Annotated in this window: 24 protein-coding genes; 12 read left to right on the top strand and 12 right to left on the bottom strand. The window is 71.5% G+C overall.

Annotated features, from left to right (window positions below; all coding sequences use genetic code 11):
- Positions 1-674, top strand: a 674-nt coding sequence (locus D7X96_RS33165) for a hypothetical protein (protein WP_244219808.1), incomplete at its 5' end; no start/stop codon positions are given.
- Between the two features lie 83 nt (positions 675-757).
- Here the strand turns inward: D7X96_RS33165 and D7X96_RS33160 are convergent.
- Both D7X96_RS33160 and D7X96_RS33155 read right to left on the bottom strand, forming a co-directional pair.
- The gene (locus D7X96_RS33160; RefSeq protein WP_120548828.1) at positions 758-1,693 is read right to left on the bottom strand and encodes an acyl-CoA dehydrogenase family protein; all 936 of its coding nucleotides are present in this window, start codon (positions 1,691-1,693) and stop codon (positions 758-760) included.
- Positions 1,694-1,745: 52 nt separating this feature from the next.
- Positions 1,746-2,417, bottom strand: a complete 672-nt coding sequence (locus D7X96_RS33155) for an SET domain-containing protein (RefSeq protein WP_121771559.1) — start codon at positions 2,415-2,417, stop codon at positions 1,746-1,748.
- A gap of 103 nt (positions 2,418-2,520) precedes the next feature.
- Between D7X96_RS33155 and D7X96_RS33150 the strand changes: the two genes are divergently transcribed.
- Positions 2,521-2,895 (top strand): DUF423 domain-containing protein, encoded by a 375-nt coding sequence (locus D7X96_RS33150; protein WP_120548826.1) that lies wholly within the window; start codon positions 2,521-2,523, stop codon positions 2,893-2,895.
- Positions 2,896-2,914: 19 nt separating this feature from the next.
- On the opposite strand, the gene D7X96_RS33145 is transcribed toward D7X96_RS33150, so the two are convergent.
- Positions 2,915-3,223, bottom strand: a complete 309-nt coding sequence (locus D7X96_RS33145) for a hypothetical protein (RefSeq protein ID WP_121771558.1) — start codon at positions 3,221-3,223, stop codon at positions 2,915-2,917.
- A gap of 71 nt (positions 3,224-3,294) precedes the next feature.
- Positions 3,295-4,554 (bottom strand): glycosyltransferase 87 family protein, encoded by a 1,260-nt coding sequence (locus D7X96_RS33140; protein WP_244219807.1) that lies wholly within the window; start codon positions 4,552-4,554, stop codon positions 3,295-3,297.
- Between the two features lie 196 nt (positions 4,555-4,750).
- Here D7X96_RS33140 and mug point away from each other — a divergent pair, with 196 nt between their 5' ends.
- Positions 4,751-5,251 (top strand): G/U mismatch-specific DNA glycosylase, encoded by a 501-nt coding sequence (gene mug, locus D7X96_RS33135; protein ID WP_121771560.1) that lies wholly within the window; start codon positions 4,751-4,753, stop codon positions 5,249-5,251.
- Here mug and D7X96_RS33130 read toward each other — a convergent pair whose 3' ends face one another.
- Positions 5,252-6,085, bottom strand: coding sequence for a 3'(2'),5'-bisphosphate nucleotidase CysQ family protein (locus tag D7X96_RS33130; protein WP_121724999.1), 834 nt, complete (start codon positions 6,083-6,085; stop codon positions 5,252-5,254). It abuts the gene before it with no gap.
- Between the two features lie 168 nt (positions 6,086-6,253).
- Between D7X96_RS33130 and D7X96_RS33125 the strand changes: the two genes are divergently transcribed.
- Both D7X96_RS33125 and D7X96_RS33120 read left to right on the top strand, forming a co-directional pair.
- Positions 6,254-6,757 carry a DUF3592 domain-containing protein gene (locus tag D7X96_RS33125; protein WP_120548822.1) on the top strand — a complete coding sequence of 168 codons (504 nt, stop codon included), beginning with the start codon at positions 6,254-6,256 and terminating at the stop codon, positions 6,755-6,757.
- A 114-nt stretch (positions 6,758-6,871) separates the two neighbouring features.
- Positions 6,872-7,360 (top strand): GNAT family N-acetyltransferase, encoded by a 489-nt coding sequence (locus D7X96_RS33120; protein ID WP_120548821.1) that lies wholly within the window; start codon positions 6,872-6,874, stop codon positions 7,358-7,360.
- Here the strand turns inward: D7X96_RS33120 and D7X96_RS40135 are convergent.
- On the bottom strand, positions 7,355-7,495 hold the full coding sequence (locus D7X96_RS40135) for a hypothetical protein (protein WP_158616223.1): 141 nt from the start codon (positions 7,493-7,495) through the stop codon (positions 7,355-7,357). The genes D7X96_RS33120 and D7X96_RS40135 overlap by 6 nt on opposite strands.
- 96 nt (positions 7,496-7,591) lie before the next feature.
- Here D7X96_RS40135 and D7X96_RS33115 point away from each other — a divergent pair, with 96 nt between their 5' ends.
- Complete coding sequence (locus D7X96_RS33115) at positions 7,592-9,193, top strand: carboxylesterase/lipase family protein (RefSeq protein WP_121771556.1); 1,602 nt, start codon at positions 7,592-7,594, stop codon at positions 9,191-9,193.
- Between the two features lie 24 nt (positions 9,194-9,217).
- Here the strand turns inward: D7X96_RS33115 and D7X96_RS33110 are convergent, their stop codons facing one another.
- Together D7X96_RS33110 and D7X96_RS33105 are read right to left on the bottom strand one after the other, a co-directional pair.
- Positions 9,218-10,900: a glutamine--tRNA ligase/YqeY domain fusion protein gene (locus D7X96_RS33110; protein ID WP_120548819.1), complete on the bottom strand. Its 1,683-nt coding sequence runs from the start codon at positions 10,898-10,900 to the stop codon at positions 9,218-9,220.
- A gap of 61 nt (positions 10,901-10,961) precedes the next feature.
- The gene (locus D7X96_RS33105) at positions 10,962-12,098 is read right to left on the bottom strand and encodes a glycosyltransferase (protein WP_121771555.1); all 1,137 of its coding nucleotides are present in this window, start codon (positions 12,096-12,098) and stop codon (positions 10,962-10,964) included.
- A 317-nt stretch (positions 12,099-12,415) separates the two neighbouring features.
- On the opposite strand from D7X96_RS33105, the gene D7X96_RS33100 reads away from it, so the two are divergent.
- Complete coding sequence (locus tag D7X96_RS33100; RefSeq protein WP_121771554.1) at positions 12,416-13,315, top strand: alpha/beta hydrolase; 900 nt, start codon at positions 12,416-12,418, stop codon at positions 13,313-13,315.
- Here D7X96_RS33100 and D7X96_RS33095 read toward each other — a convergent pair.
- A complete protein-coding gene (locus tag D7X96_RS33095; RefSeq protein WP_120552959.1) occupies positions 13,302-14,102 on the bottom strand; it encodes an arginyltransferase in 801 nt (266 codons plus the stop codon). The two genes, D7X96_RS33100 and D7X96_RS33095, sit on opposite strands and share 14 nt — an antisense overlap.
- Positions 14,103-14,279: 177 nt before the next feature.
- On the opposite strand from D7X96_RS33095, the gene D7X96_RS40130 reads away from it, so the two are divergent.
- From D7X96_RS40130 to D7X96_RS33085, 3 genes are all read left to right on the top strand, one after another.
- Positions 14,280-14,450, top strand: coding sequence for a hypothetical protein (locus tag D7X96_RS40130; protein ID WP_158616340.1), 171 nt, complete (start codon positions 14,280-14,282; stop codon positions 14,448-14,450).
- Between the two features lie 243 nt (positions 14,451-14,693).
- Positions 14,694-15,545: a glycosyltransferase family 2 protein gene (locus D7X96_RS33090; protein ID WP_121771553.1), complete on the top strand. Its 852-nt coding sequence runs from the start codon at positions 14,694-14,696 to the stop codon at positions 15,543-15,545.
- A gap of 26 nt (positions 15,546-15,571) precedes the next feature.
- A complete protein-coding gene (locus tag D7X96_RS33085) occupies positions 15,572-17,017 on the top strand; it encodes a type III PLP-dependent enzyme domain-containing protein (protein ID WP_120552961.1) in 1,446 nt (481 codons plus the stop codon).
- A 7-nt stretch (positions 17,018-17,024) separates the two neighbouring features.
- Here the strand turns inward: D7X96_RS33085 and D7X96_RS33080 are convergent, their stop codons facing one another.
- Together D7X96_RS33080 and D7X96_RS33075 are read right to left on the bottom strand one after the other, a co-directional pair.
- Positions 17,025-18,344, bottom strand: a complete 1,320-nt coding sequence (locus tag D7X96_RS33080) for a carboxylate--amine ligase (protein ID WP_199747141.1) — start codon at positions 18,342-18,344, stop codon at positions 17,025-17,027.
- Between the two features lie 300 nt (positions 18,345-18,644).
- Entirely contained in the window at positions 18,645-19,463 is an 819-nt protein-coding gene (locus tag D7X96_RS33075) for a methylase (protein WP_120553123.1), read from the bottom strand.
- Between the two features lie 224 nt (positions 19,464-19,687).
- Here D7X96_RS33075 and D7X96_RS33070 point away from each other — a divergent pair, with 224 nt between their 5' ends.
- Positions 19,688-20,287 carry a hypothetical protein gene (locus D7X96_RS33070; RefSeq protein ID WP_147468450.1) on the top strand — a complete coding sequence of 200 codons (600 nt, stop codon included), beginning with the start codon at positions 19,688-19,690 and terminating at the stop codon, positions 20,285-20,287.
- Positions 20,288-20,322: 35 nt separating this feature from the next.
- Positions 20,323-21,360: a hypothetical protein gene (locus D7X96_RS33065; RefSeq protein WP_121771552.1), complete on the top strand. Its 1,038-nt coding sequence runs from the start codon at positions 20,323-20,325 to the stop codon at positions 21,358-21,360.
- On the opposite strand, the gene D7X96_RS33060 is transcribed toward D7X96_RS33065, so the two are convergent.
- The gene (locus D7X96_RS33060; RefSeq protein ID WP_121771551.1) at positions 21,315-22,907 is read right to left on the bottom strand and encodes an MBL fold metallo-hydrolase; all 1,593 of its coding nucleotides are present in this window, start codon (positions 22,905-22,907) and stop codon (positions 21,315-21,317) included. The genes D7X96_RS33065 and D7X96_RS33060 overlap by 46 nt on opposite strands.
- Positions 22,908-23,017: the final 110 nt, after the last annotated feature.

The following is a 23,017-nucleotide window of genomic DNA, read 5'->3' as shown; positions in this document are numbered from 1 at the left end:
CCGTCGCCCCGGCCCGCACGCAGGCGACGGCCGCCCAGCCCGCCCGGGCCAACCAGGTCACGGAGGCGTCACGCGCGGACGTGCTCAACCGCGCGGAGCTGGCGCGCACCCGCGCGACGGCGGCGCCGGTGCAGGCGACGCCGGGCTCGTGGCGCGGCGGTGCCAACACGGAGGTGGGGCGCGCCATCCAGACCATGCGCCAGCGCCTCTCCGACGTGAACATCACCATCAAGGGTGACACGCCGCAGAGCCTGTTCGACCGGGCCATCCTGGACAACAAGCACGTCACCAACGAGCAGATTTTGGAGATGTCCCGGGTGACGCTGCCCCAGCTGGCGACCGACCCGGCGACGCGCGCGAAGGTGCTGGAGCGCGTGCCCAACGCCCGCGAGCTGCCGGTGCACCACTTCACCGTGGCGATGCTGTCCGCGGTGACGGGCATCGACCGCGCGGCGCTCTCCGAGGCCTGCCCCGACCTGGGCCTCACGGGCGCGCCGAACACGCCGCTGCTCTACGCGGCCAAGACGGAGCGCATGCAGCGCTCCACCGCCCTGCACGACTTCACGGACTACATGCGCGGCGCGGGCGTGAAGGGCATGAACAAGGCCGTCTGGGGCGTGGAGAACCGCATCCTGTCCGCCGCCGTCTCCGCGCTGGGCGGCGGCCGGTACTGAAGAACTCCCCGTAGCATCCCAGGCCCGCGTGGTGGAGGAGGCTTCAGGCCCCTCCCCTCGCGGGCCTCGCTTTTCCCTGAACGTCAGTCCTCGCCCAGGCCGCCGGCCAGCCGCTGGCGCGCGACCTCCAGCCGCTTCGCGCGCACCTTGGACGCCAGGTCGAGGATGCGCCGGTCGCGCTGCCACCGCTCGCGCATCTCCACGTCCACGCCCTCCCAGGCCACCTCGCAGCGCTCCAGCGCGCGGTGCACCTGCGTGAGCGCGCCGCCCAGCGCCACGTGCACGGCCGGGTCGCTGGGGTCCTCCAGCGCCAGCGCGCGGATCATCACCGCGACGGACACCAGCTCCTCGCGCAGCGCCACCGGCCAGCCGCACCGGCGGGCCACCTTCAGCAGCCACCCCAGCACCGCCAGGTTGACGTGGCAGTCCTCCACCGTGCGGAACGGCTTCAGGTAGCGCGTGTAGCCATCCCCGGGCAGCACGTCCTCCGGCGCCACCTCCACGCCCTCCAGGCGCAGCGCCGCGTGCGGCACCTCCGGCACGAAGCCCAGGGGCGGCAGCGGCTCCACCGTGACTCCGGGCTTTCTCGCGTCCAGGCGCACCATTCGCAGGCGGTTGCGCTCCTGGGCGTCGCGGCCCTCGGAGGCGACCACCAGCAGCACCTCCGCGTGCGTGCCCAGCGTCACGTACGTCTTCATGCCATCGAGCGTGAAGCCCGCGCCCTTCGGCGTGAGCTTCGTCTCCATGGCGCTGGGGTGCCCTCCGCCGTTCTCCGTGGCACAGAGCGCGGCGCGCTGGTCCTTTGGAAGCTGGGGGAAGAGGGAGCGCAGCGCGGCCTGGTAGCCGGAGGCGAACGCGAACCCCATCCGGTCCATCCGGAAGCCGCTCGCGAGCGCCTGGTCCGCGGGCACCGGGAAGCGCGGCACCACCGCGAGGTGCCGGCGCCACCAGGCCTCCACGGAGTCGAGCGCGGGAGAGTCAGGGGCCTCGGTGAGCAGGAAGCGCAGGACGTCTTTCACGCTTCCAGTCTAATGCCCGGCCCCAGCGAGCGCGCGCCTGTCGTGGCGTCCTTCAGCTCGCGGCGCGGCGGCCGCGGCCCGGCGACTTCGCCCGCTGGGTGCCCCGCTTCTTCTTCGCGGCGGCCGGCGGCGCGGCCTTCGACTTCTTGGCGGACTTGGCCTTGGAGGCTGGCTTGGACTTCGAGCCGGACTTCGCCTTGGAGGTCGGCTTGGACTTCGACGCGGCCTTCTTGCGCCGCGCGGGGGCCTTCTTCTCCGGGGCGAGGATGGTGCCCCGGCACAAGGGCGTGCCACAGCGGCAGACGTAGAGGGCTTCCGCTTCCGCGTCCATCTCCGGGGTGCGCTCGTACGCGTAGTCGTACGTCAGCTCCTCCCCCGGTTCGATGGTGCGCAGCGCGTAGATGTGGATGTGGCCCTTGTCGATGAGGGACTGACAGTTGGGCTCGCACGAGTGGTTGATGTAGCGCGACTCGTTGTGAAGCGTCCCCGCGTCCAGCACCGTGTCGTTGTCCAGGTTGAAGAGGAACGTGTGGTGGCGCTCCATCGACTCGTCGTCGTAGCGCACGTCCGCCTCCGCCTGGGTGATGCGCTCACCGATGTACTCGATGATGCGCGCGCCCTTGCGGATGCGGCGGGTGGCGAAGGCGCCCGTGCCCTGGATGGTGGACTGGCGCAGCTCGAAGGGAATCGACGGGGTCTGCTGGAAGGATGAAGAAGTCGTCATCGCGGATAGGGGCGCGGCTGGGGCGGGTGGCGTGTTCAACCAGGACGCTGCCGTGAAGCGCGGTGTAGCGTGCCGCAGTCAAGCGCGCGAAGAAAGGCACTCGATGATGCGGTGGTGGATCGTGGTGGGCGCGGTGAACGCTTTCCTGTCCGTGGGTGCGGGCGCCTTCGGGGCGCATGCGCTGAAGTCCCGGCTCCCGCAGGACCTGCAGGTCATCTTCGAAACCGGTGCGCGCTACCACATGTACCACGCGCTCGCGCTGGTGGCCGTGGGCCTCTTCGGCACGGTGCGCCCCTCGGCGCTCCTGGAGTCCGCGGGCTGGGCGATGCTCGCGGGCATCGTCCTGTTCTCCGGCAGCCTGTACGCGCTGGCCCTGTCCGGCGTGCGAGTGCTGGGCGCCATCACGCCGCTGGGCGGCCTGGGCTTCCTCGCGGGCTGGGCGCTCTTCGCCGTGGCCGCGTGGCGCTCCGCACCGTGAAGCGGTGAACAGCCGGACGTCACTCCCTGAGCAGGGGCGGCATCGGGTAGACGACGTCCAGGTCGCGGTGGTTGCGCAGGCCGCAGGCCTCGCGCTGCACGGTGAGGTTCCAGCGCAGCCGCTCCGCTTCCTTCCACAGCGCGCGGTACGCCGCGTAGCGCTCCACGCGCGCCACGCCGTGCAGGGCGCGCAGCTCCTTCTCCGCCTGGGCCACCTGGGCGAGCGCGTCCTCCAGCTTGTCACCGGAGCGGCGCAGCCCGGAGGCGCGCTCGCGCTGGAACTCCGCCTCGATGGGCAGCAGGGCGTTCACGTTCACCGGACGGGCCATGCCTTCCTTCTAACCACGAGCCCTGGGCTTCGCACCGGCCAGGGGTGCCTCGCGGAGCAGGCAGCCGGGCTTCAGGCCCGCGGTGTCCGCAGGGGTGCGTCCTTTGGTCCCGGGAGCGGAGCGGCGCCCGGGCTTCCCCACCGCCACAGCTCGCGGGCCCAGGCGAGCCCCGCGAAGAGCACCATCGCGTTGCGCGCGAGCAGCAGCAGCGTGAATGACGGCTGCCAGCCGGTTCGATAGGTGCTGCCCGCGAAGAGGCCCCGGGTGATGGCCGCGGCCACCAGCAGCACCACGGACGGCCCCACCGCGCCGGAGAGCAGCGCGAGCGCGGCGGCCCCGGTGAGCCAGATGAGGTACTGCGGGCTCAGCACGGGGTTGAGGATGACGAACGCCGTGAGCGGCACCAGCGCCAGCCGGGCCACGTCCTCCACCTGCACCGGAGGCCTGCGCCACGCCGCGCGAACGGACACCGCCGCGGCCAGCAGCGAGCCCGCGACCCACACCTGGCGGGTGATGGCGCGGACGGTCTCAGCGGCCGCGCCGTGCAGCTCGTAGGAGGCCGGAGCGTGGACCCACTGCACGTCGGCAAGGCCCAGCTGGTGCGCGGCCCAGAGCAGGCCGGCGCTGAAGGCCTCCACCTGGAGCCCTCGCTCGACGTGGAAGGACGCGAACTGCCACCACGGCCACACGAGGCTCAGCGGCACCAGCGGCAGCACGCCCGCGACAAGCCCGGTGACGAGCGCCCGCGTCGGCTTCGAGCCCCGGCGCCAGGCCACGGCCAGGGCCACCGGCACGAGCACGGCGGGGTACAGCTTGGTGACGGTGCCCACCGCGAGCGCCGCGCCCGCCCAGCCCTCGCGCCCGCGCATCAGGGCCACCAGCGCGGCCAGCGCCAACGCGGCGGGGATGAGGTCGTAGCGCTTGAGGTAGTGGACGCTCTGGATCCAGCTGACGACGAAGTACGCGCCCAGCGGCGCCCACGCGCGCCAGGACGTGCCCCAGCGGCGCACGCCTTCGGACAGGAGCAGCCACTTGATGAACGCGTCGAAGAGCGTGAGCTGGAGTCCAAACGCGAGGACGAAGCCGCGCAGGTCTCCACCCGCCCACGTCGCGGGCACGAACCACAGGAGCGCGTAGGGCGGGTACTCGAAGCGGAAGTCGCGGTTGGGGACCGCGCCGTCCAGGAACGCGCGCGCCGTCCGGAAGTAGAGCGGCAGGTCGCCCTCGCGGCTGGAGAACGCGTAGAGGACCAGCGGCAGCACGCTCACGGCCAGCGCGGCCCAGTGCCTGGGCGTCAGCCGGAAGGACGCGGACGGATTCGAATCAGACACGAGGCGGCACTCTGCCCGTGCTGGCCGGGTGCTGTCGCCGGGGAAAGGCATCCGTCCCCTCCCCTGCCCGGCCTGCGTCCAGGTGTGTCCCCGTGCGAGGCGGCACCCGACCCGCTAGGTTCGGGGCCGGGTCTCCCACTCCATGAAGCTCCACCGCCCCACGAAGGACGAGCTGTTCGCCGCCACCGGCCGCACCATGCCGGACCTCCTGGCAGCGGACCTGCGGGTGCTCTTCTGCGGCATCAACCCCAGCCTCTACTCGGCGGTGGTGGGGGTGCACTTCGCGCGGCCGGGCAACCGCTTCTGGCCCTCGCTGCACGCGTCGGGCTTCACGCCGCGCCGCCTGCTGCCCTCGGAGCAGGAGGAGCTCTTGGCGCTGGGGCTGGGCATCACCAACGTGGTGGACCGGGCCACGGCGAGCGCGGACATGCTGGAGCCGCACGAGTACGCCGAAGGGGCGAAGTCGCTCTTGCGCAAGGTGAAGCGCTACCGCCCGAAGTACCTCGCGGTGCTGGGGCTGGGCGCGTACCGCACCGCCTTCGCGCGGCCGAAGGCGAGCTTCGGACCGCAGGAGGAGACGCTGGGCGACACGCGGCTGTGGGTGCTGCCCAATCCCAGCGGGCTCAACGCCAGCTACCAGCTCCCGGACCTCGCGCGGCTGTACGGTGAATTGCGCCGCGCGGCCGGGTCGCGCTGACTACTTCAAGAGCCCCGCTTCGCGGGCCACCTGCGAGGCGACGGGCAGCACCTTGTCGAACGCGGCGGCGTTGCACGCGAGCAGGCCCCGGCGGTTCTGCAGCTCCGAGCCGTCATACAGGTACGCGTTGCCGGCCAGGTCCGTGAGCACGCCGCCCGCGGAGCGGATGACGGCCTCCGGCGCGCAGTTGTCCCAGCGGTAGCTCTTGTCGCTCACGTGCACGTAGAGGTCGCAGCGGGCCTCCGCCAAGAGGCCGCACTTGAGGCCCACCGAACCGGACTCCGTCTCCTTCGTGATGCCCAGCCCCCGCACCACCGCGTCCGTCGTCTTCGAGCGGTGCGAGCGTGACGTCACGAGCCGCAGCTGCGCCGGATCCGCCACGTCCGACACGCGCAGCGCGCGGCGGCCCTGGGGGTCCTCCACGGAGCCCTGCTCGCCCACGATGCCGGAGTACAGCACGTCCCCCACCGCGCGGTAGACGACGCCCAGCGCCGCCCGGCCCTCCACCGCCAGGCCGATGTGGATGGCGAACTCGCCGTTGCGGTTCACGAACTCCTGCGTGCCGTCGAGCGGATCCACGAACCAGCAGCGGCTGAAGCGCTTCGCGTCGGAGACGTCCTCCTTCTCCTCCGCCACCACGCCGTCCGCCGGGAAGGCCTTGCGCAGCTCGCCGACGATGAAGGCGTTGGCCCGCTCGTCCGCCACCGTGACGGGCCCTGCGCCGCCGGCCTTGTCCGTGACGGAGAAGTCGGTGGCGTAGACCTGCAGGAGGATGTCACCAGCCTGGCGCGCGATGCGCCGGGCCACTTCGAGCTCTTGGGCGAGTGCGGACATGGAGACCCCGACTCTACTGGGGCGAATTGCCCCCCGTGGGGAAATCTGCCCCGCGCCGCAGCCCCATGCCTCCGGGTGGAAGGCCCTGGCCCGGTGGCTGCAAATCCAAGCCGGATTCGCCCTCTCCGCCCCAGGCAGCGCGGTGGGAGGCAGGCAAGGACTCGAACGATGATGAAGTGGCTGATGGGGCTGGCCCTGCTGGGCATCGGCGTGGCGCTGGCGTTCGCGGGCGGCCGGATGGTGTACCGCTCGAAGGTGAGCAGGGACTGGCCCACCGTGCAGGGCACCGTGGTGTCCTCCCGCGTGGAGACGCTGCGCAGCAAGCGCGCGGTGAGCTTCCGCCCGGAGGTGAGCTACCGCTACGAGGTGAACGGCGTCCCGTACACCTCCGACACGGTGGCCTTCGACGGCCATGGCGCAGGCGGGCTCGCGGACGCGCAGGCGGTGTCGCGCCACTACGTGACGGGCGCGCCGGTGACGCTGCACTACGAGCCGGCGGATCCGTCCGTGGCCTGCCTCCAGTGTGGTGACACGGGGCTCGCGAACTACATCGTGACGGCGGTGGGCGCGGTGTTCGCGCTCGTGGCCGGCTGGGGCCTCCTGGAGCTGGCCCGCTCCGGGCTGCGCGACGACAAGCGCACGGCGCCCCAGATGCGCGCGAAGGCCCGGTAGCGGACGCCCGCCCGCCGTCCCGCGTGGCCGGCTGAGCATTTTCCTCCGGAAGGCTTCGACAGACGCGGGCAGCGGTGCGCAACCTGGGGTGGCCACCCGCTCTCAGGAGGACGCATGCCCGTCACCATCCGCCCCGCGAAGGACTCGGACGCGCCCGCGCTGGGCCGCATGGGCGCGGCGCTCGCGCGCCAGCACCACGGCTTCGACGCCCAGCGCTTCATGCTCCCGGACGACGTGGAGTCCGGCTATCGCTGGTGGCTGGGCAAGGAGGCGCGCCGTCCACAGGAGGCCGTGGTGCTCGTGGCCGACCTGGACGGTGAAGCCGTGGGCTACTGCTACGGCCGGCTGGAGGGCGTGGACTGGAACATGCTCCTCGACAAGCACGGCGCCCTGCACGACATCTGGGTGGAGGAGAAGGCGCGCGGCACCGGCACCGGGCGGCTGCTGGCGGAGGCCATGGTGCAGCGGCTCACGGAGATGGGCGCGCCGCGCGTCGTGCTCAGCACCGCCGCGAAGAACGAATCCGCGCAGCGGCTGTTCACGCGGCTGGGCTGGCGCCCCACCATGGTGGAGATGACCCGCGAAGCGCCGCCCCGCTCATAGCCGCAGCGTCCGGTCCGGCAGTTCCACCATCTCCTTGCGGATGAAGGTCCCCGCCGTCTTCGACGCCCAGGTGGAGAAGCCGCACCAGGACTGAGCCACCTCCCCCAGCACGCCCGCGAAGCACACCTTCAGCACGTGGTACGTGTGGGTGATGTGGAGGTTGCGCAGCGGCGCCGGGGCTCGCCATCACCCCACTGGGCGGGACAGGATGCCCCTCTTTCTTCCGTGACCATGCCCCTGCCCTTCGCTCGCGCCCCGTGGCTTCTGACCGTCCTCCTGCTCTGGGGCTGCACGGCCCCCGAGTCTCCGCCGGACGAGCTCCCCGCCCCCATCACGAGTGGCGCCTTCGTCAACCCACCGGTCCAGGTGACGACCGACGACGGCCCCGTGGTGGGGGAGATCATCAACGGGCTGAAGGTCTTCAAGGGCATCCCCTACGCGGCGCCTCCAACCGGCCCCCGGCGCTGGGCCCCACCCGCACGCCCCACGCGCTGGACGCAGCCCCTCACCACCACGGCCTTCGGCCCACCCTGTCCCCAGACGAAGGCCGGGGTCCCGACGCCCTCCGAGGACTGCCTTCGCCTCAACGTCTGGTCCCCCAACAGGCCCGGCGCCCACGCGGTGCTCGTGTGGATCCACGGCGGTGGCTACGTGGAAGGCCACGCGGGCGAGAGCTGGTACGACGCCGCGCAGCTGGCCTGGACCGAGGACCTGGTCGTGGTGTCCTTCAACTACCGGCTGGGGCTGCTGGGCTTCCTCGCGCTGCCACAGCTCGCGGCGCCGGACTCCGGCACCGGCAACTGGGGCCTGCGGGATCAGATCGCCGCGCTGGACTGGGTGCGCCGCAACATCGCGGCCTTCGGCGGGGACCCGGCGCGCGTGATGATCGCCGGGGAGTCCGCGGGCGCCATCAGCGTGACGACGCTGCTGGCCGCCGAGCCCGCCCAGGGCCGCTTCCACCGCGCCGCCATCCAGTCCGGCACCTACCGGCCCGTGCTGGAGAAGGAGCAGGCCACGGGCGCCTTCCCATCCGCGTACGCCGTGGGCGTCCAGGCCGCCATCCTCCTGGGCTGCACGCAGGGCGACATCGCCGCGTGTCTGCGCGCAAGGACGCCCGCGGAGGTGCTCGCCGCCCAGGCCCGGCTGCCGCCGGTGATGGAGCTCGGCCTTCCCCTGCTGCCCACGCTGCCGGTGGTGGACGGCGTCGTGTTGAAGGGCCGGCCGCTCGCGCGGGTGTTGGCGGGCAGCGGCGACGTGCCGGTGCTGGTGGGCGCCAACGACGACGAGCTGAGCTTCGTGATGGACGCCCTGGGCGTCGTGGGCAACGCGGGCGACTTCGGCCGCTACGTGGATGCCCTTGGCGCGGGGCAGCGCAAGGCAGAGCTCACCGCGCTCTACCAGCCGGCGCCAGCGCGTGAGCGCGAAGCGGCCATCGCCCTGGGCACGGACCTGTCGTTCGCATGTCCCGCGCAGCGCCTGGCCACCGCGAGCGCCACCACCGGCACGGCCAACGCGTACCTCTACCGGTTCGCCCGGGCCCTCCCCAACGGGGCCCTCTCCCCGCTGGGCGCCACGCACGGGACGGACATCGTCTACCTCTTCGGCCACTTCGACGCGGTGGGCACCACGCCCACGCCCGACGACGCGACGCTGTCCCAGTACGTGCAGGCCGCGTGGGGAAGCCTGGCCCGCACCGGCACGCCCATCCCCACCTGGCTGCCCTACTCGCCGGGCGGACCGGTGCTCACCTGGAACACGCCCTCCACCACGGAGACGGTCTGGCGCGGTGGACGCTGCGCCGCGCTGGAGTCCCTGGGCCTGCTGCTCCCATGAAGCATCAGCGCGGCAAGAAGCGCCCTACTTCTTCTGCTCCTTCACCCACGAGTCCTTCAGCGTCACGGTGCGGTTGAAGACGGGCGCGCCCGGCTTGGAGTCCACCGGATCCGCGCAGAAGTAGCCCAGGCGCTCGAACTGGAAGCGGTCGCCCGGCTTCGCGTCCGCGAGCATCGGCTCCACGCGCGCGTTCGAAAGCGTCTCCAGGCTGTTCGGGTTGAGGAACTCCTTGAAGTCCTTCGTCTCGTCCTTGTCCGGCGCCTCCACCGAGAAGAGCCGATCGAACAGCCGCACCTGCGCCACGGGCGCGTTGCCCGGCACCCAGTGCAGCGTGCCCTTCACCTTGCGGCCATCCGGCGAGTCACCACCGCGCGTGGCCGGGTCGTAGGTGCAGCGCAGCTCCGTGATGTTGCCCGCCGCGTCCTTGATGACCTTCTCGCACTTGATGAAGTACGCGGAGCGCAGGCGGACCTCCTTGCCCGGCGCCAGGCGGAAGAAGCCCTTCTCCGGCACCTCCTGGAAGTCGTCCGCCTCGATGTAGAGCTCGCGCATGAACGGCACCTTGCGCGTGCCCATGTCCTCGCGCTTCGGGTGGTTCGCCGTCTCCAGCTCCTCCGTCTGGCCCTCCGGGTAGTTCTCCAGCACCACCTTGAGCGGGCGCAGGACGGCCATGGCGCGCGGCGCCGTCTCGTTGAGGTCGTCCCGGACGGACAGCTCCAGCACGCCCATGTCGATGAGGCTGTCGGACTTGCTCACGCCAATGCGCTTCGCGAAGTCTCGCAGCGACGCGGGCGTGTAGCCCCGGCGGCGCAGGCCGCTGATGGTCAGCATGCGCGGATCATCCCAGCCGGAGACGCGCTTCTCCTGCACCAGCTGGAGCAGCTTGCGCTTGCTCATCACCGTGTACGTGAGGTTCAGCCGCGCGAACTCGTACTGGTACGGCCGGTCGCCCTTGATCAGCGCGTCGACGATCCAGTCGTACAGCACGCGGCGGTTCTCGAACTCCAGCGTACAGACGGAGTGCGTGATGCCTTCAATCGCGTCCGACAGGCAGTGCGCGAAGTCGTAGAGCGGGTAGATGCACCACTTGTCGCCCGTGCGGTGGTGGTGCGCGTGCCGGATGCGGTAGATGGGCGGGTCGCGCAGCACGGGGTTCGACGACGTCATGTCGATCTTGGCGCGCAGCGTGTGCTTGCCGTCCGGGAACTCGCCCGCCTTCATCCGGCGGAACAGGTCCAGGTTCTCCTCCACCGTGCGCGTGCGGTACGGGCTGTCCTTGCCCGGCGTGGTGAAGTTGCCGCGGTACTGGGAGATCTCCTCCGGCGACAGGCTGCACACGTAGGCCTGGCCCTGCTTGATCAGCTGCTCCGCGAAGTCGTAGAGCCGGTCGAAGTAGTCGGACGCGAAGAAGCGCCGGTCATCCCAGTCGAACCCGAGCCAGCGCACGTCGCGCTGGATGGACTCCACGTAGTCGGTGTCCTCGGTGAGCGGGTTGGTGTCGTCGAGGCGCAGGTTGCACTTGCCGCCATACTGCTGCGCCAGCCCGAAGTTCAGCACGATGGACTTGGCGTGGCCGATGTGGAGGTAGCCGTTGGGCTCGGGCGGGAAGCGGGTGTGCACGCGTCCACCGTGCTTTCCCGTCCGCCGGTCCTCCTCAACCACTTCCTGGAGGAAATTGAGGCCCTGCGTCTCGTTCGTCGTCGTCATGATGGTGCGAATCCTCTGGGAAGCTGAACCAGGGGAGCAAGGTTTTCCTGCCCCCCTCGTGTCAGACCTCCGCCAGCAGCAACTCCCAGGCCTTGAGCGCCCGTTCAGCGGACAACTCGTCCGCCCGTCCGAGGGCCCGGCGGCGCAGCTCCTCGCGCCACGTGGCGTCCGTCACCACGCGCCCCAGGGCATGGGCCATGGCCGCGTCGTCCCCCATGGGCACCAGCACCCCCGCCCGCCCCCCGTCCAGGGCCTCCGAGGGGCCGGAGGGGCAGTCCGTGCTGACGATGGGGCAGCCCAGCGCGAGCGCCTCCAGCAGCACCATGGGCAGCCCCTCGAAGCGCGAGGACAGGGCGAACGCCGTGGCCCGCCGCATCAGCGCGTGCGGGTTGTCCGCGTAGCCTGGCATGAACACGGAGTCCCCTACCCCGAGTTCCGTCACCAGCGCCTTGAGCTCCGCCTCCTGCGAGCCCACGCCCAGGATGAGCAGGTGGGTGTCCGTCCCGGCCGCCCGCATCCGGGCGTGCGCGCGGATGAGCATGTCGAAGGACTTCTGCGGCTCCAGCCGGCCTACGGCGATGACCACCGGCTTCTGGAACACCGGCACCGCCCACTCGGGCAGGGGAGCGTCCGCCGCCGCGCGGATCCGCTCCGCGTCCACGAAGTTGGGGATGACCTCCAGCCGGTCGCGATCCACGTTCACCAGCTCCGCGAACGCCCTGGCGGAGTCGTAGCCGCACGCCACGATGCGGTCCATGCCCGGGTAGAGCACCTTCAGGCCCCAAAGCTGGCGCTTCGGCTGCTCGCGGTGGAAGGCCCCCCAGTCGAAGTGCACCATCCCCAACACCGGCTTGCCCAGGAGGGCACCCGCCATCCGCGCCAGCAGGGCCGCCCGGCCCTCCTGCCCGGAGACGATGATGTCCGCCTTGCGCGCCTCGTGGAACAGCCGCCAGAACATCCTCGGCAGCTCCCAGCGCCGGTACGCCTCCACGCCCACGCCCCAGGAGATGGGCACGTCCGAGGGGATGCGGCCGCGCGTGTCCGGCGGCGGCGGCCCATGGTGGAAGTACAGCGAGGGTTCGAACCGCGTCCGGTCCAGGCCCGCCAGCACATTGCACACCGAGCGCTCGATGCCGCCCGTCCCCATGAAGACGAGCGTGAACAACACGCGCCGCCGCCCGGTTGCCGGAACCGCCATCTCTTGCAACGCCTGCAGTTCCAATGTCTGGGATTCCCGGTAAGAAACGATTTCTACATTCCCGCCCTGCGCGCAAGCGTCCGGCGGGCCCACCCCTGGCGTTGCTCGTTGATCAATAACCCACGCACCTTGCGATAGGTAGCGGAGGCCACCCGGGCCCGCCACTCTGGAGAGAGTTGAACAGCGTCGCGCCGGTGGATCTCCAGCGCGGTCTTGAAACATCCCTTGAGACCCTGCGGGTCCAGCCCGTTCCAGGGGATCCAATCCCATCCAGACGCGAGGACCGGATTCCGGGTATAGACTCACAATTCATCCTCGTGAAAATCCCCATCCGTCCCCGTCCCGCCCGTGTCTTCGCGCTCGCCCTGCTGGGCGTGCTCGCGGTGGTGGCCGTCATCGCGTACCGCAACGTGCGCACCGCGCAGGCTGTCTTGCACCCGGCGCGCCAGCCGCTGAAGCCGGTCGCGGAGGGCGCGCTCGCGGGGCGCACGGACGTGGAGCTGCGCACGCGTGACGGGCTGACGCTGCGCGGCTGGTACCTGCCGTCGCGCAACCGCGCGGCGGTGGTGGTGATGCACGGCTTCGCGGAGAACCGCACGCAGATGCTCTTCGAAGCGGAGGTGCTCTCCCGCGCGGGCTACGGCGTGCTGCTCTTCGACTCGCGGGGCCACGGCGAGAGCGAGGGCGACCTGGTGACGTGGGGCGACCGTGAGCGCCAGGACCTGCGCGCGGCGGTGGACTTCCTCTCCCTGCGGGACGACGTGGATCCGTCACGGCTGGGCGTGCTGGGCTTCTCCATGGGAGGCACCACCGCGATGCTCGGGGCGCTGGAGGATCCCCGCCTCAAGGCGGTGGCCACCGCGGGCGCGTACCCGTCACTGGAGGCGGACACGCGCTACAGCTACGGCAAGTGGGGACCGCTGAGCGTGCAGCCGGTGCTGTGGACGCTGCGGATGTCCGGCGTGGACGTGGACGCGGTGGACCCCATGAAGCACCTGTGTGACCTGAAGGGCCGGCCGCTCCTGCTGATCAACGGCGACGTCGACGAGTACGCACCCGCGTTCCTCCAGGACGCGCTGTTCCAGACCGCGTGCGAGCCCAAGTCCTACTGGGTCGTGCCCGGCGCGCACCACGGCGAGTACGCGAAGAAGGCCCCGGAGGAGTACGCGCGCCACCTGCGCGACTTCTTCGACGCGGCGCTGCTCAGCGGCTCCTGACGGACTCTGGCGCGTCAGCCAGGGCGTCAGCCGGGGCTTCTGGCGCGTCAGCCGCGGCGCGCCACTCCGGCTTCGCGTCCAGCGCGGGGCGGCCCTCCAGCAGCTCGTGCGGACGGAAGCCGGCCTTGTAGCGCAGCGAGTCGCACGCCAGCACCCGGTAGCCCAGGTACACGTAGGGGATGCCCCGCTCGCGCGCCAGCTCCACCTGGAACAGGACGCTGGCCTTGCCCAGGGACAGCCGCGCGTAGGCCGGGTCGTAGAAGAAGTACACCGCGCTCCAGGCGTGGGGCGTCTCGTCGCACAGGCCCAGGCCCACCAGCTTCGGGCCCGCCGGGTCGCTGTCGTCGTACCAGGCCACCTCGCGCGCGGACGGGTGCGGGAAGGCGAACTGGATCGCGTACTCGCGCGCCCCCAGCTCGGACGACTCCCATTCACGCGACGCCTCCCGCTCCGCGTGCCACGCGCGGTACAGCGCCAGGCGCTCCTCATCCACGCGCGGCGGGCCCACCTCCACGCGCAGGTGCGCACACGCGGCCCGGGCCCGGCGCTGGCTGCGGTTGGGCGTGAAGCCCGCCACCGGCACGCGCAGGGACACGCATTCGTTGCAGGACGCGCACGCGGGCCGGAAGTACTGCGGGCCGAAGCGGCGCCACCCGCGCACCAGCAGGTGCTCGTACTCCTCGGTCGTCACGTTGCGCATCACCAGCGTCTCCAGGGACGCCTCCCGCTCCGGCAGGTAGCTGCACGGACGCGGGGTTTCGATTTCATGTGCCAGCAGGACGGCCATCGGTGTTCCCTTCCTGTCGGCCCCAGGCCCCCGCGTCAAGCCATGCCTGCCCGTCCGGCGACCCACCCGCCGTCGGAAACGACCCGTGAGCGACGATCGTTCCGTATCCAGAAGTGGCACAACGACTGCAAGTCCCCGGCTGGAGCCGTACCCACTTGCGGAAGAGGACGAACGCACATGGCCCGCGAGGAACTGCACCCTGGATGGCTGCCGCTGGACCCGGACGAGACCGACGGTCTCCTCCTGGGGGACGCGTTCTCCGAGGAGGACGACGCCCTCCCCCGCGATGCCGCGGACGACGCCGGGGATGACCTGGACGCGTTCGATTTCGCTGTCGCCAGCTACTGAAAAGCACGCGGGCAGGCGGCCACGGTGCGGCAAATCTGTCGCGATCCCGCGCAGATTTTTCCGGTCCGCCCCCTGAAGGGGCCGTAGAAACTTCAGAGAAACCGCGAAGGCCGCGCCCGCGTTCGCTTCCCCGGACAGCGGGCGGGTAACACCGGACACAGGGCGGGGGCTCCCTGCCCCAGGCGTGGCGGCGGTCCCGCTGGCTTCTCAGTCGTGGGGCGCCACCGGTATAAACCGGGGCCTATGTCCTCAGTCGACGTCTCGGTGGTGATGCCCACGTACAAGCGCGAGAAGGAAGTGGTGGAGGCCATCCACTCCGCGCTGCGTCAAGAAGGCGTCCAGGTGGAGGTCATCGTCCTGGACGACTCGCCGGAGGGCACCGCCCGCGACGCGGTGCAGGGCATGGGCGATGCGCGCGTGCGCTACTTCAAGCAGGAGGTGCCATCCAAGGGCCGCCCCGCGCTGGTGCGCAACCACGGCGCCACGCTGGCGAAGGGCCGCTACCTGCACTTCCTGGATGACGACGACACGCTCGCGGAGGGCGCGCTCAAGGCCATGGTGACGGCGCTGGACGCGCGGCCGGACGCGGGCGTCGCGGTGGGCTGGGTGGTGCCCTTCAGCGAGGACCCCGAGTGGCTGGAGGACAAGAGCAGCTACTTCGAGCGCGTGGCGAAGGTGGGGGCCACCACGCCCAGCAGCGCGTGGACGGTGGCGCACATCCTGTTCCTGGGCACGCTGTACGTGAACTCCGCGTGCATGCTGCGCCGCGAATACTTCCAGCCCCTGGGCGGGTTCGACCCGAACATCCCCGTCTACGAGGACGTGGACTTCTACATGCGCGGCATCCGCCGCTACGGCCACGTCTACGTGAACCGGCCCATCCTCAACTACCGCGTGGGCAAGCCGTCCCTGATGAACGACCTGGGCAAGACGGGCGCGAAGGTGGAGAAGTCCGTGGCGGAGTCCAACGCCATCATCCACAACAAGTACCGGCGCGAGCACGGCGAGCTGGAGTACCGGCTCCTGCAGATGGCCACGCGCGCGCTGAAGGGCCGCTTCGGCCTCACGCGCTACCTCCCCCTGAAGCTGCCTTGAAGCGTTTCCTGAAAGGGCCTCTCCCCGTGAGCCTGCGTCGTCGTCTCGTTGGAACCGCCAAGCGCCAGTTGAAGCAGACCCTGGGCCCCGTCATGCAGCGCGCGATGGCCCCCGCGCGCGCCTTCCTGCCCCCACAGACGTGGGGCCTGGAGTCGCGCGCCGGCGAGGGCCTCTTCCTGGAGGGCGTGTCGCTGTCGAAGCTCGTCAGCGAGTACGGCTCGCCGCTGCACGTGGTGCACCTGGCGGCGCTGCACCGCAACGCGGACGCGTTCCAGGCGGTGCCCCCGGGCGCGGCGGGCGGCTGCGAGGTGTACTACTCGTACAAGACCAACCCCATTCCGGGGGTGCTGTCCGCGCTGCACGCGCGCGGCGTGGGCGCGGAAGTGATTTCCGCCTATGAGCTGTGGCTCGCGCTCAAGCTGGGCGTGGCGCCGGAGCGCATCGTCTACAACGGCCCGGTGAAGTCGGACGCGTCCATCCGCGAGTCCATCACCCGGGGCATCGGACTGCTGGCCGCGAACCACCGCGAGGAATTGGACGTCTTCTCACGCCACGCGGCGGAAGTGGGCAAGCGCCCGCGCGTGGCCGTGCGGGTGACGACGATGTCGGGCTGGACGTCGCAGTTCGGCACGCCCATCGCGGGAGGCCAGGCGATGGCGGCGTACCGGCAGGCGCTCGCCCTGGGCAACCTGGACGTGGTGGGCCTGCACGCGCACCGGGGTGAGCTGATCCGCACCGAAGCGGAGCTGGAGGGCTTCGTCGGCGGGGTGCTGGACTTCGCGGACGAGCTGCACCGCGAGCTGGGCCTGGATTTGGAGGTGCTGGACCTGGGCGGCAGCCTCTGCACGCCGACGGTGGAGCACATCGAGCAGCGCGACTGGCGGCTCAACCTCACCTTCCAGCGCGACCTGCCCGCGCCGGACCCCGCGGCGGCGCTCTCCATCGAGCGGTACGTGGCGAAGGTGGTGTCCCAGGTGGAGGCGCACTACGCGAAGCAGGGCCGCAAGCGCCCGCGCATCTTCCTGGAGCCGGGCCGCGCGATGACGGGCAACACGCAGCTCCTGCTGGGCCGCGTGCACGCGCTCAAGGAGGGCGGCGAGCGGACGTGGGCGGTGCTGGACATGGGCATCAACCACGCCGAATGCGTGCGCAACGAGTACCACCAGCTCTTCCACGTCGAGCGCCCGTCCGCGCCCGCGCACCGCGCGTACACGGTGGTGGGCCCCATCTGCACCCCGGCGGACACGCTGTACCACGCGGTGCGGCTGCCGGAGCTGAAGGTGGGCGACACGCTGGCCATCATGGACGCGGGCGCGTACTTCGTGCCCTTCGGCACGTCCTTCTCCTTCCCGCAGCCGGCCATCGTGGGCGTGGAGGGCGGGAAGGTGCGGCGGCTGCGCCGGGCGGAGACGCACGAGGACCTGATCACCTTCGATGATCCAGTGCCTCCGGCGTCCCGCGCCGCGGGGTGAAGCCCGGCTAGCGGTTGAAGACCATCATCCGCAGAAAGGCGCGGGGGTGGCGCGCGGCGCCGTAGGAGATGGTCGCCAGCTCCACCGCCGCGGGCATCATGTCGTCCCGGTCGATGAGCGGATCCACCGCCGTCGCCTTGTGGGTGTTGAACCACTGGCGCCACTGGCGGGCCTCGTCCGCCGGCAGCGCGCCGGACAGCCGCTGGAGGTTGAGCAGCATCTCCAGCGCGATGCGGTTGCAGAACACCGCGTCCTCGTGCGCCGCCGCGGCGTCGCGAGCGTCCTCCACCGCGCGCTTGAGCGCGTCCCGGTCCCTGGTGGCCGCGTGGTACGCGAGCAGCGGCAGGGGCAGCCCCCGCGCGATGTCGAAGCCCATCTGCCCGTAGAAGCGCGGGTTGAAGTCGATGAGGAGGTACGAGTCCTTCGTCTGGATGAACTCCACCTCGAAGACGCCGTGGTAGCCCAGCTTCTTGCACAGCCGGGTGAGCCCGGCGACGAGGTCCGGGCGCAGCGGCGCGGACTCGAAGCACACGCCCACGCCCAGGCGGCGCGGGCGCTGGAGGACCTTCATCGCGGCGCGCGCTTCAAAGAGCTCGCCGGACTCGTCCACGAAGCCGGAGAGGCTGTAGATGCCCTCCGCCGCCTCCGGGTGGAACTCCTGCACCATGGGGTTCACCACGGCCGGGTCGAACTTCACGAGCATGGGCGCGTACGTGTCGCGCGCGAACTCGCGGTACTCGCGCGCCAGGTCCTCCGGCGACGCCACCGGCTGCCCCTTGCGGTGCGTGGCGTGGAGGATCTGCGTGGTGGGCTTGAGCAGCACCGGGAAGCGCGCCTCGCGGCGCACCTGCTCCAGGTCCTCCTCGGACTGGGGGAACCAGGTGCGCGGCAGGTGCAGGCCCACCTCCGTGCCCACTTCGTAGAGGCGGCGCTTGTTGAGCAGGCCGTACACCGCGTCCACGCCCGGGTCGTAGAGGTGGAAGAGGTCCTCCAGCTTGGAGCGGTGCGCGGAGATGAGCCACGCCAGCTCGTCGCTCGTCGGGTAGAGCACGTGCTTCACGGGCTCGCGCAGGCCGAAGTCCACCAGCCACTGGAGGAAGGCCTCCGGCTGGGACTCCGGCGGGCACTGCACCCGGCGGCTGACGAAGCGCGAATAGCTGGCCGGCCCCAGCCGGCCGGTGTCCGCCACCGTCACGTCCACGCCGTGGCGGCCCAGACAGCGGGCGGCGGCCAGGGTGCCGTAGAAGTTGGCGGAGAACAGCAACGCGGGGGGCCGGGCAGCGATGGCGGCCGCGGGGGCCTCATCGGAGTAGGCGGCCTGTTCCATCTCATGCTCCAGGTTCGCGGGGTCGGCCTCGCGGCGGGCGCGCGAGGGGGAACGGCGGGATTGGCGGCGGGGGCGCTGCGAAGGGCGGGCGCCCCCGAGGTCAGGGGTCGACGGACCGGCGGCCGCGGTGCTGGCCATCAGCCCCGCGGTGAGAAGCGTCAGAAGGTGCCTGTTCATGTCGAGCCGTCTGCCTCTGGCGATTCGGGGGGCCGCCGGAAGCTCAATTCGCGACAGAATACCTTTTCCGGCGACGCTTGGGACCGGCCCCTGAACGATTGGATCCCCAAGGGGTAGGCAGGCTCACTCCGGAGTGCCCCCAGGCGGGGTCCACCGCAGGCATCCCCGGGTCAGGAGCCACGCGTCGGTGGCGACCCCTGGAGTCATGCCCGCGAGCCGCACGGCGGACTCCGCGAAGGCGTCCGGGGGCGCCGTATGCCCCTGGGCGCGCGCGGCCTTCCACGCCGCCTCCCACGCCTGGAAGAAGGCGTGCATGGGGTCGCCCGGGCGGACGCGGCGGCGCAGGTCGCGAGGCAGCCAGTCGCGCAGGAGCAGCGGCGCGAAGCCCCGGGAGAAGTCGGTGTGGAAGAGCAGCCCCTCGCGCGTGGGGGACTCGCGGTCCGGCGTCCGGCGCAGCAGGTGGGCCACCAGCACCGCGCCGTCCGTGTCGGAGGAGCCTTCCACCAGGAGCCCGCCGGGCAGCAGGTGCCGCGACATCGCGCGGTGGGCCTCCGGGATGCGCTCCGGGGGCCCCTGGCGCAGCAGGTTCATGGCGCGCACCAGCCGGGCGGGTTCGTCCGGCGACAGCGGCAGCGCGAAGCCGCCCTCGCGAAAGTGCGTGCGCGCGTCCGAGTGCTCCCGCGCGGCGGCGGTGGCGCGCTCTGCGTCCAGCTCCACGCCCACGATGGCCAGCTCGGGGTTCAGCGCGCGCAAGGCGGTGGCGCTCTCCAGCGTGGTCCACGGGTGCTCACCGAAGCCTACGTCCACGAAGACGGCGCGGGCCCACGGGCCTTCCGCGCGCGTGACGAGCGTGGCCTCGAACTGGCAGAGGTACGCGTCCAGTGCGCGCAGACGTCCCCGCGCGGTCCGCCCCCGGGTGCGGGTATCCAGCTCCTGAGCCATGGGCACGACTTGTAGCGCGGAAAGTCATCCGCGGGCCTCGTGCGTAACCCGGCGTGCCGCAGCCCGCCGCTCAAGCCCTGTCACCTCCGAGGGCCTTCCCTCGGAAGCCGGGTGGAACGCGGCCGGGTGAGGGCCTGGCATCACCACTGCACTGCCGTGGCATCCGTGACCGCGGTCCCCTCCTGGAGATTGGTTCCCCGTCCCCCATGATCACTTCCCGTTTCGTGCGTTCCTCCCTCGTTGCCGCCCTCCTCCTCTCCGGCTCCGCCTTCGCGGGCGAGTCCCGGTACGCCTCGGCCGCCTGCACCGAGCTCAAGACCGAACTGGTGCAGGGCGCGAAGGAGCAGGGCGTCGCGCTCAACGAGGAGGAGATCGGCACCCTCACGACGGACAAGGCCACCGTCGTGGCGACGAGCATCGCGGGCTACGACAAGGTCCCCGCCACGGACTACGAGAAGGGCGTGGACGCGGCGTTCGTCTACATCGACTCCGAGGAGGCCGGCATCCCCGCGGGCCACTACCGGGTGAACGTCCGCGCCAACAAGGAAGACATCCAGGTGGGCAGGTACAAGGCCATCGCCACCCTCATCGACAAGGACGGCAAGGAGGTCGCGCAGCGCGCGACGGTCATCGAGACCTTCCCCTCGGCGGTGAAGTCCGCGCGCTACGGCTCGCCGATGAGCGTGGGCATCCAGCAGCAGACCATCAACGACTGGAACCTCACGCGCTTCCGCAAGACGATCATCGTCGTCATCGTGCACTCGTGGGGCGTCACGGGCATCGACCTGTTCGGCACGGACTACAGCAGCGACTACGGCTTCTAGTCCCGCGCTCCCGGCGCCCCTAGAGTGTGCGGACCGTGAGCCTCCCATCCGCCTCCTGTCCCCGCTGTGGCGCCCCCCGCGTGGACGGGCCCGAGTGTCCGGCCTGCGGCGTCATCTACCTGCGAGCCGAAGCGCGCTTCGCCGCCCAACAGGCCGAAGCCCGCGACCGCGAGGCCCGCGAGGCCGCGCAGCGAGAGGCCGAGGACCAGCGGGCCGCGCTGCGTGAGGCCCTGGAGGCCCACAGCGTCCCCACCTTCGTGTCGCCCCTGGCCGCGGCGCAGGCCGTGCCGGAGCCTTCCGCGGAGGGCATCACCTTCCACCCGGGAGAGGCGCTGGGCGACGGCGCCCTGGAGGCGCGGCTGCGGCTGGCGGTGCTCCCCGTGGCGCTGGTGGGCGCGTGGTTCGCGGTCCAGTCTCCCCTCTTCCACATGCTGCTGCGCACCTTCCTCACCATGCCGGTGCATGAGCTGGGGCACGCCGTCACCGCCTGGTTCTGCGGCTACAGCGCCACGCCCACGCTGTGGGTGACCCACGTGTCGCCGGAGCGCTCGACGTTCATGGTCCTGCTGCTGTCGGGCCTCCTGGGCGCGCTCGTGTGGCAGGGCTGGAAGCGCCGCCGGTGGGCGTGGATGGGCGTGGGCGCGGTGCTGCTCGCGGCGCTCGGGGCGGGCAGGTTCGGCCTCGACCATGATCAGGCCCAGGCCCTCATCTACTTCGGCGGCGACGCGGGCCGGATGGTGCTGGGAACCGCGCTGATGGCCACGTTCTTCGTGCCGAGGGGCCACTACCTCCACCGGCATCAGCTGCGCTGGGGCTTCGTCGTCATTGGCGCTTCAGCGCTCATGGACAGCTTCGAGATGTGGTGGGGCGCGCGCACCAACGTGGACCGCATCCCCTTCGGCCGCGTCGAGGGCGCGGGCCTCAGCGACCCCAGCGCCCTGGTGGACACGTACGGCTGGAACGTCAGCCGTGTCATCCACTGGAACGTGAACGTGGGGCTCGCGTGCCTCGCCGCGCTGGCCGCGCTCTACCTCGTCTTCCTCTGGCGGGACCGCGAAGCTTTACGCGGCTGAGGCGCGGCCTCGCGCCAGTTGCCGAACGGCCACTCGAAGCCCGGCGTGCCCAGCACCTCCGGCTTCCGGACGCCGCGCCAGCGCAGGGCCTCGCCGGGCCGCAGGAGGAGCGCCTCGGGCCCCTCGCCCTGCTCCTTGCGCACCTGCGCCAGCCGCTCCGGATACGGATCCGCGTCCGGGTTCTCGTCCATGTTGCTCGCGCCCTCCACGGGCTCGCCCGGATAGCCGGCGTAGCGGGGGCCCATGCCCTCGCGCCAGTACCAGGGGGCGCCGCCGTCCGCGCAGGGCACCACGTAGCGCGCGCCCAGGAGCGCGCCGTAGCGCAGCGCCTCCTCCGGGCCCGCCATCAAGCGCTGCGGCGTGGTGAGCGCGTCGCGCGGCACGTTGACCAGGAACGCATCCAGCGTGGTGAAGCCGAAGAAGATGGGCGGCAGCCGGAAGCCGCGCACGCCGCAGAAGAGCACGTCCACCGGCCCCTGCTGCTTGCGCACGCGGCGGCACACCGCGGCCATGTCCCCGCGCACGTCATGGCCCGCGTCCGCGAAGAAGGCGGCGGAGAAGTCCTTCGAGCGCACGAGCCACGTGTTGCCCTCGTTGTAGAGGTCCGCGTGGGGCCCCTCGCCGTCAGTGGGCTGCTCGCCGTGGAAGGGCAGCGCGTGCACCGTCACGTCGCCCACCTGCCGTGAGTCGCCCCAGCGCAGGGGCTCCACGCGGCTGAAGCCCAGCTGCTTCAGCCGCAGCGCGCAGTCCGTGGAGAAGAGGCTCTCGCGCGCCACCGCCGGCACGAAGATGCGCGTGTCGCGAGGCAGGGGCAGCAGCGAGCCCAGGTGGAAGTGGTCCCCGTGCGAATGGGTGATGACCACCGCGTCCACCCGGCCCAGGTCCCCCGCCTGCAGGGAGCCATAGCCGGGCAGGTCCACCTCGCCCGTGGGGCGGAAGTACGGATCCACCAGCACGCGCCCTTCCCTGCCCGACACCAGCACCGTGTTGTGCCCCACGAAGAGGGCCCCCGGCCCCGGCACGTCCACCGGTCCCGTGTGGCGCACCAGCCACCCCGCCTGTGACAGGTCGCCCAGCAGCTCGCCCACGACGGGCACGGTGCCCAGCGCGCGCAGGTCCTCCCGCGTCGCACCCCGGGCGAGCGACGCGAACAGGTCCGCCACCGCCGGCCAGTCCTTCGCGCGCACCGGAACATCCAGCCCCAGCGAGCCCTGGCGCAGGTGCAGCACGCGCGGGCGGTGGAGCAGCGGATCCGGGAAGAGGATGTCCTGGCGCAGCACGCGCCGGCCCATGCGCCGCTTCGTGCCCTGGCAGAGCGCGGCGTAGCGGGGCGTGTCCTCCAGCCAGCGGATGAGCGCGTCCGCCTCGCGCAGCGCGCCCTCGCGGCCCAGCGCGGCGATGTGGCGCTTGAGCGGCACCTGCGCGCGGCGCACCGGGCGAGCGGTCGGCCCCTGGATGCTGCACCCCAGGTCCTCGTGGTGGTCGGCCTCCGTGCGGGCGGAGGCGAGGACGGCCAGGCTGACGCCGCGGTGCAGGGTGAATCGCATGGCGTGCGACGTCGCATGGCGCCCTGCCCTTCGCAAGGGCTTGCACGCCCGCGATGTCGCGGGTTGTGGGCGCCCCGGGGAGGCCGCTACCCTCCCGCGCACCCATGGCC

It is taken from the genome of Corallococcus interemptor (assembly GCF_003668875.1).
Taxonomy (GTDB): domain Bacteria; phylum Myxococcota; class Myxococcia; order Myxococcales; family Myxococcaceae; genus Corallococcus; species Corallococcus interemptor.
This window is presented reverse-complemented; position numbering and strand designations above follow the sequence as displayed.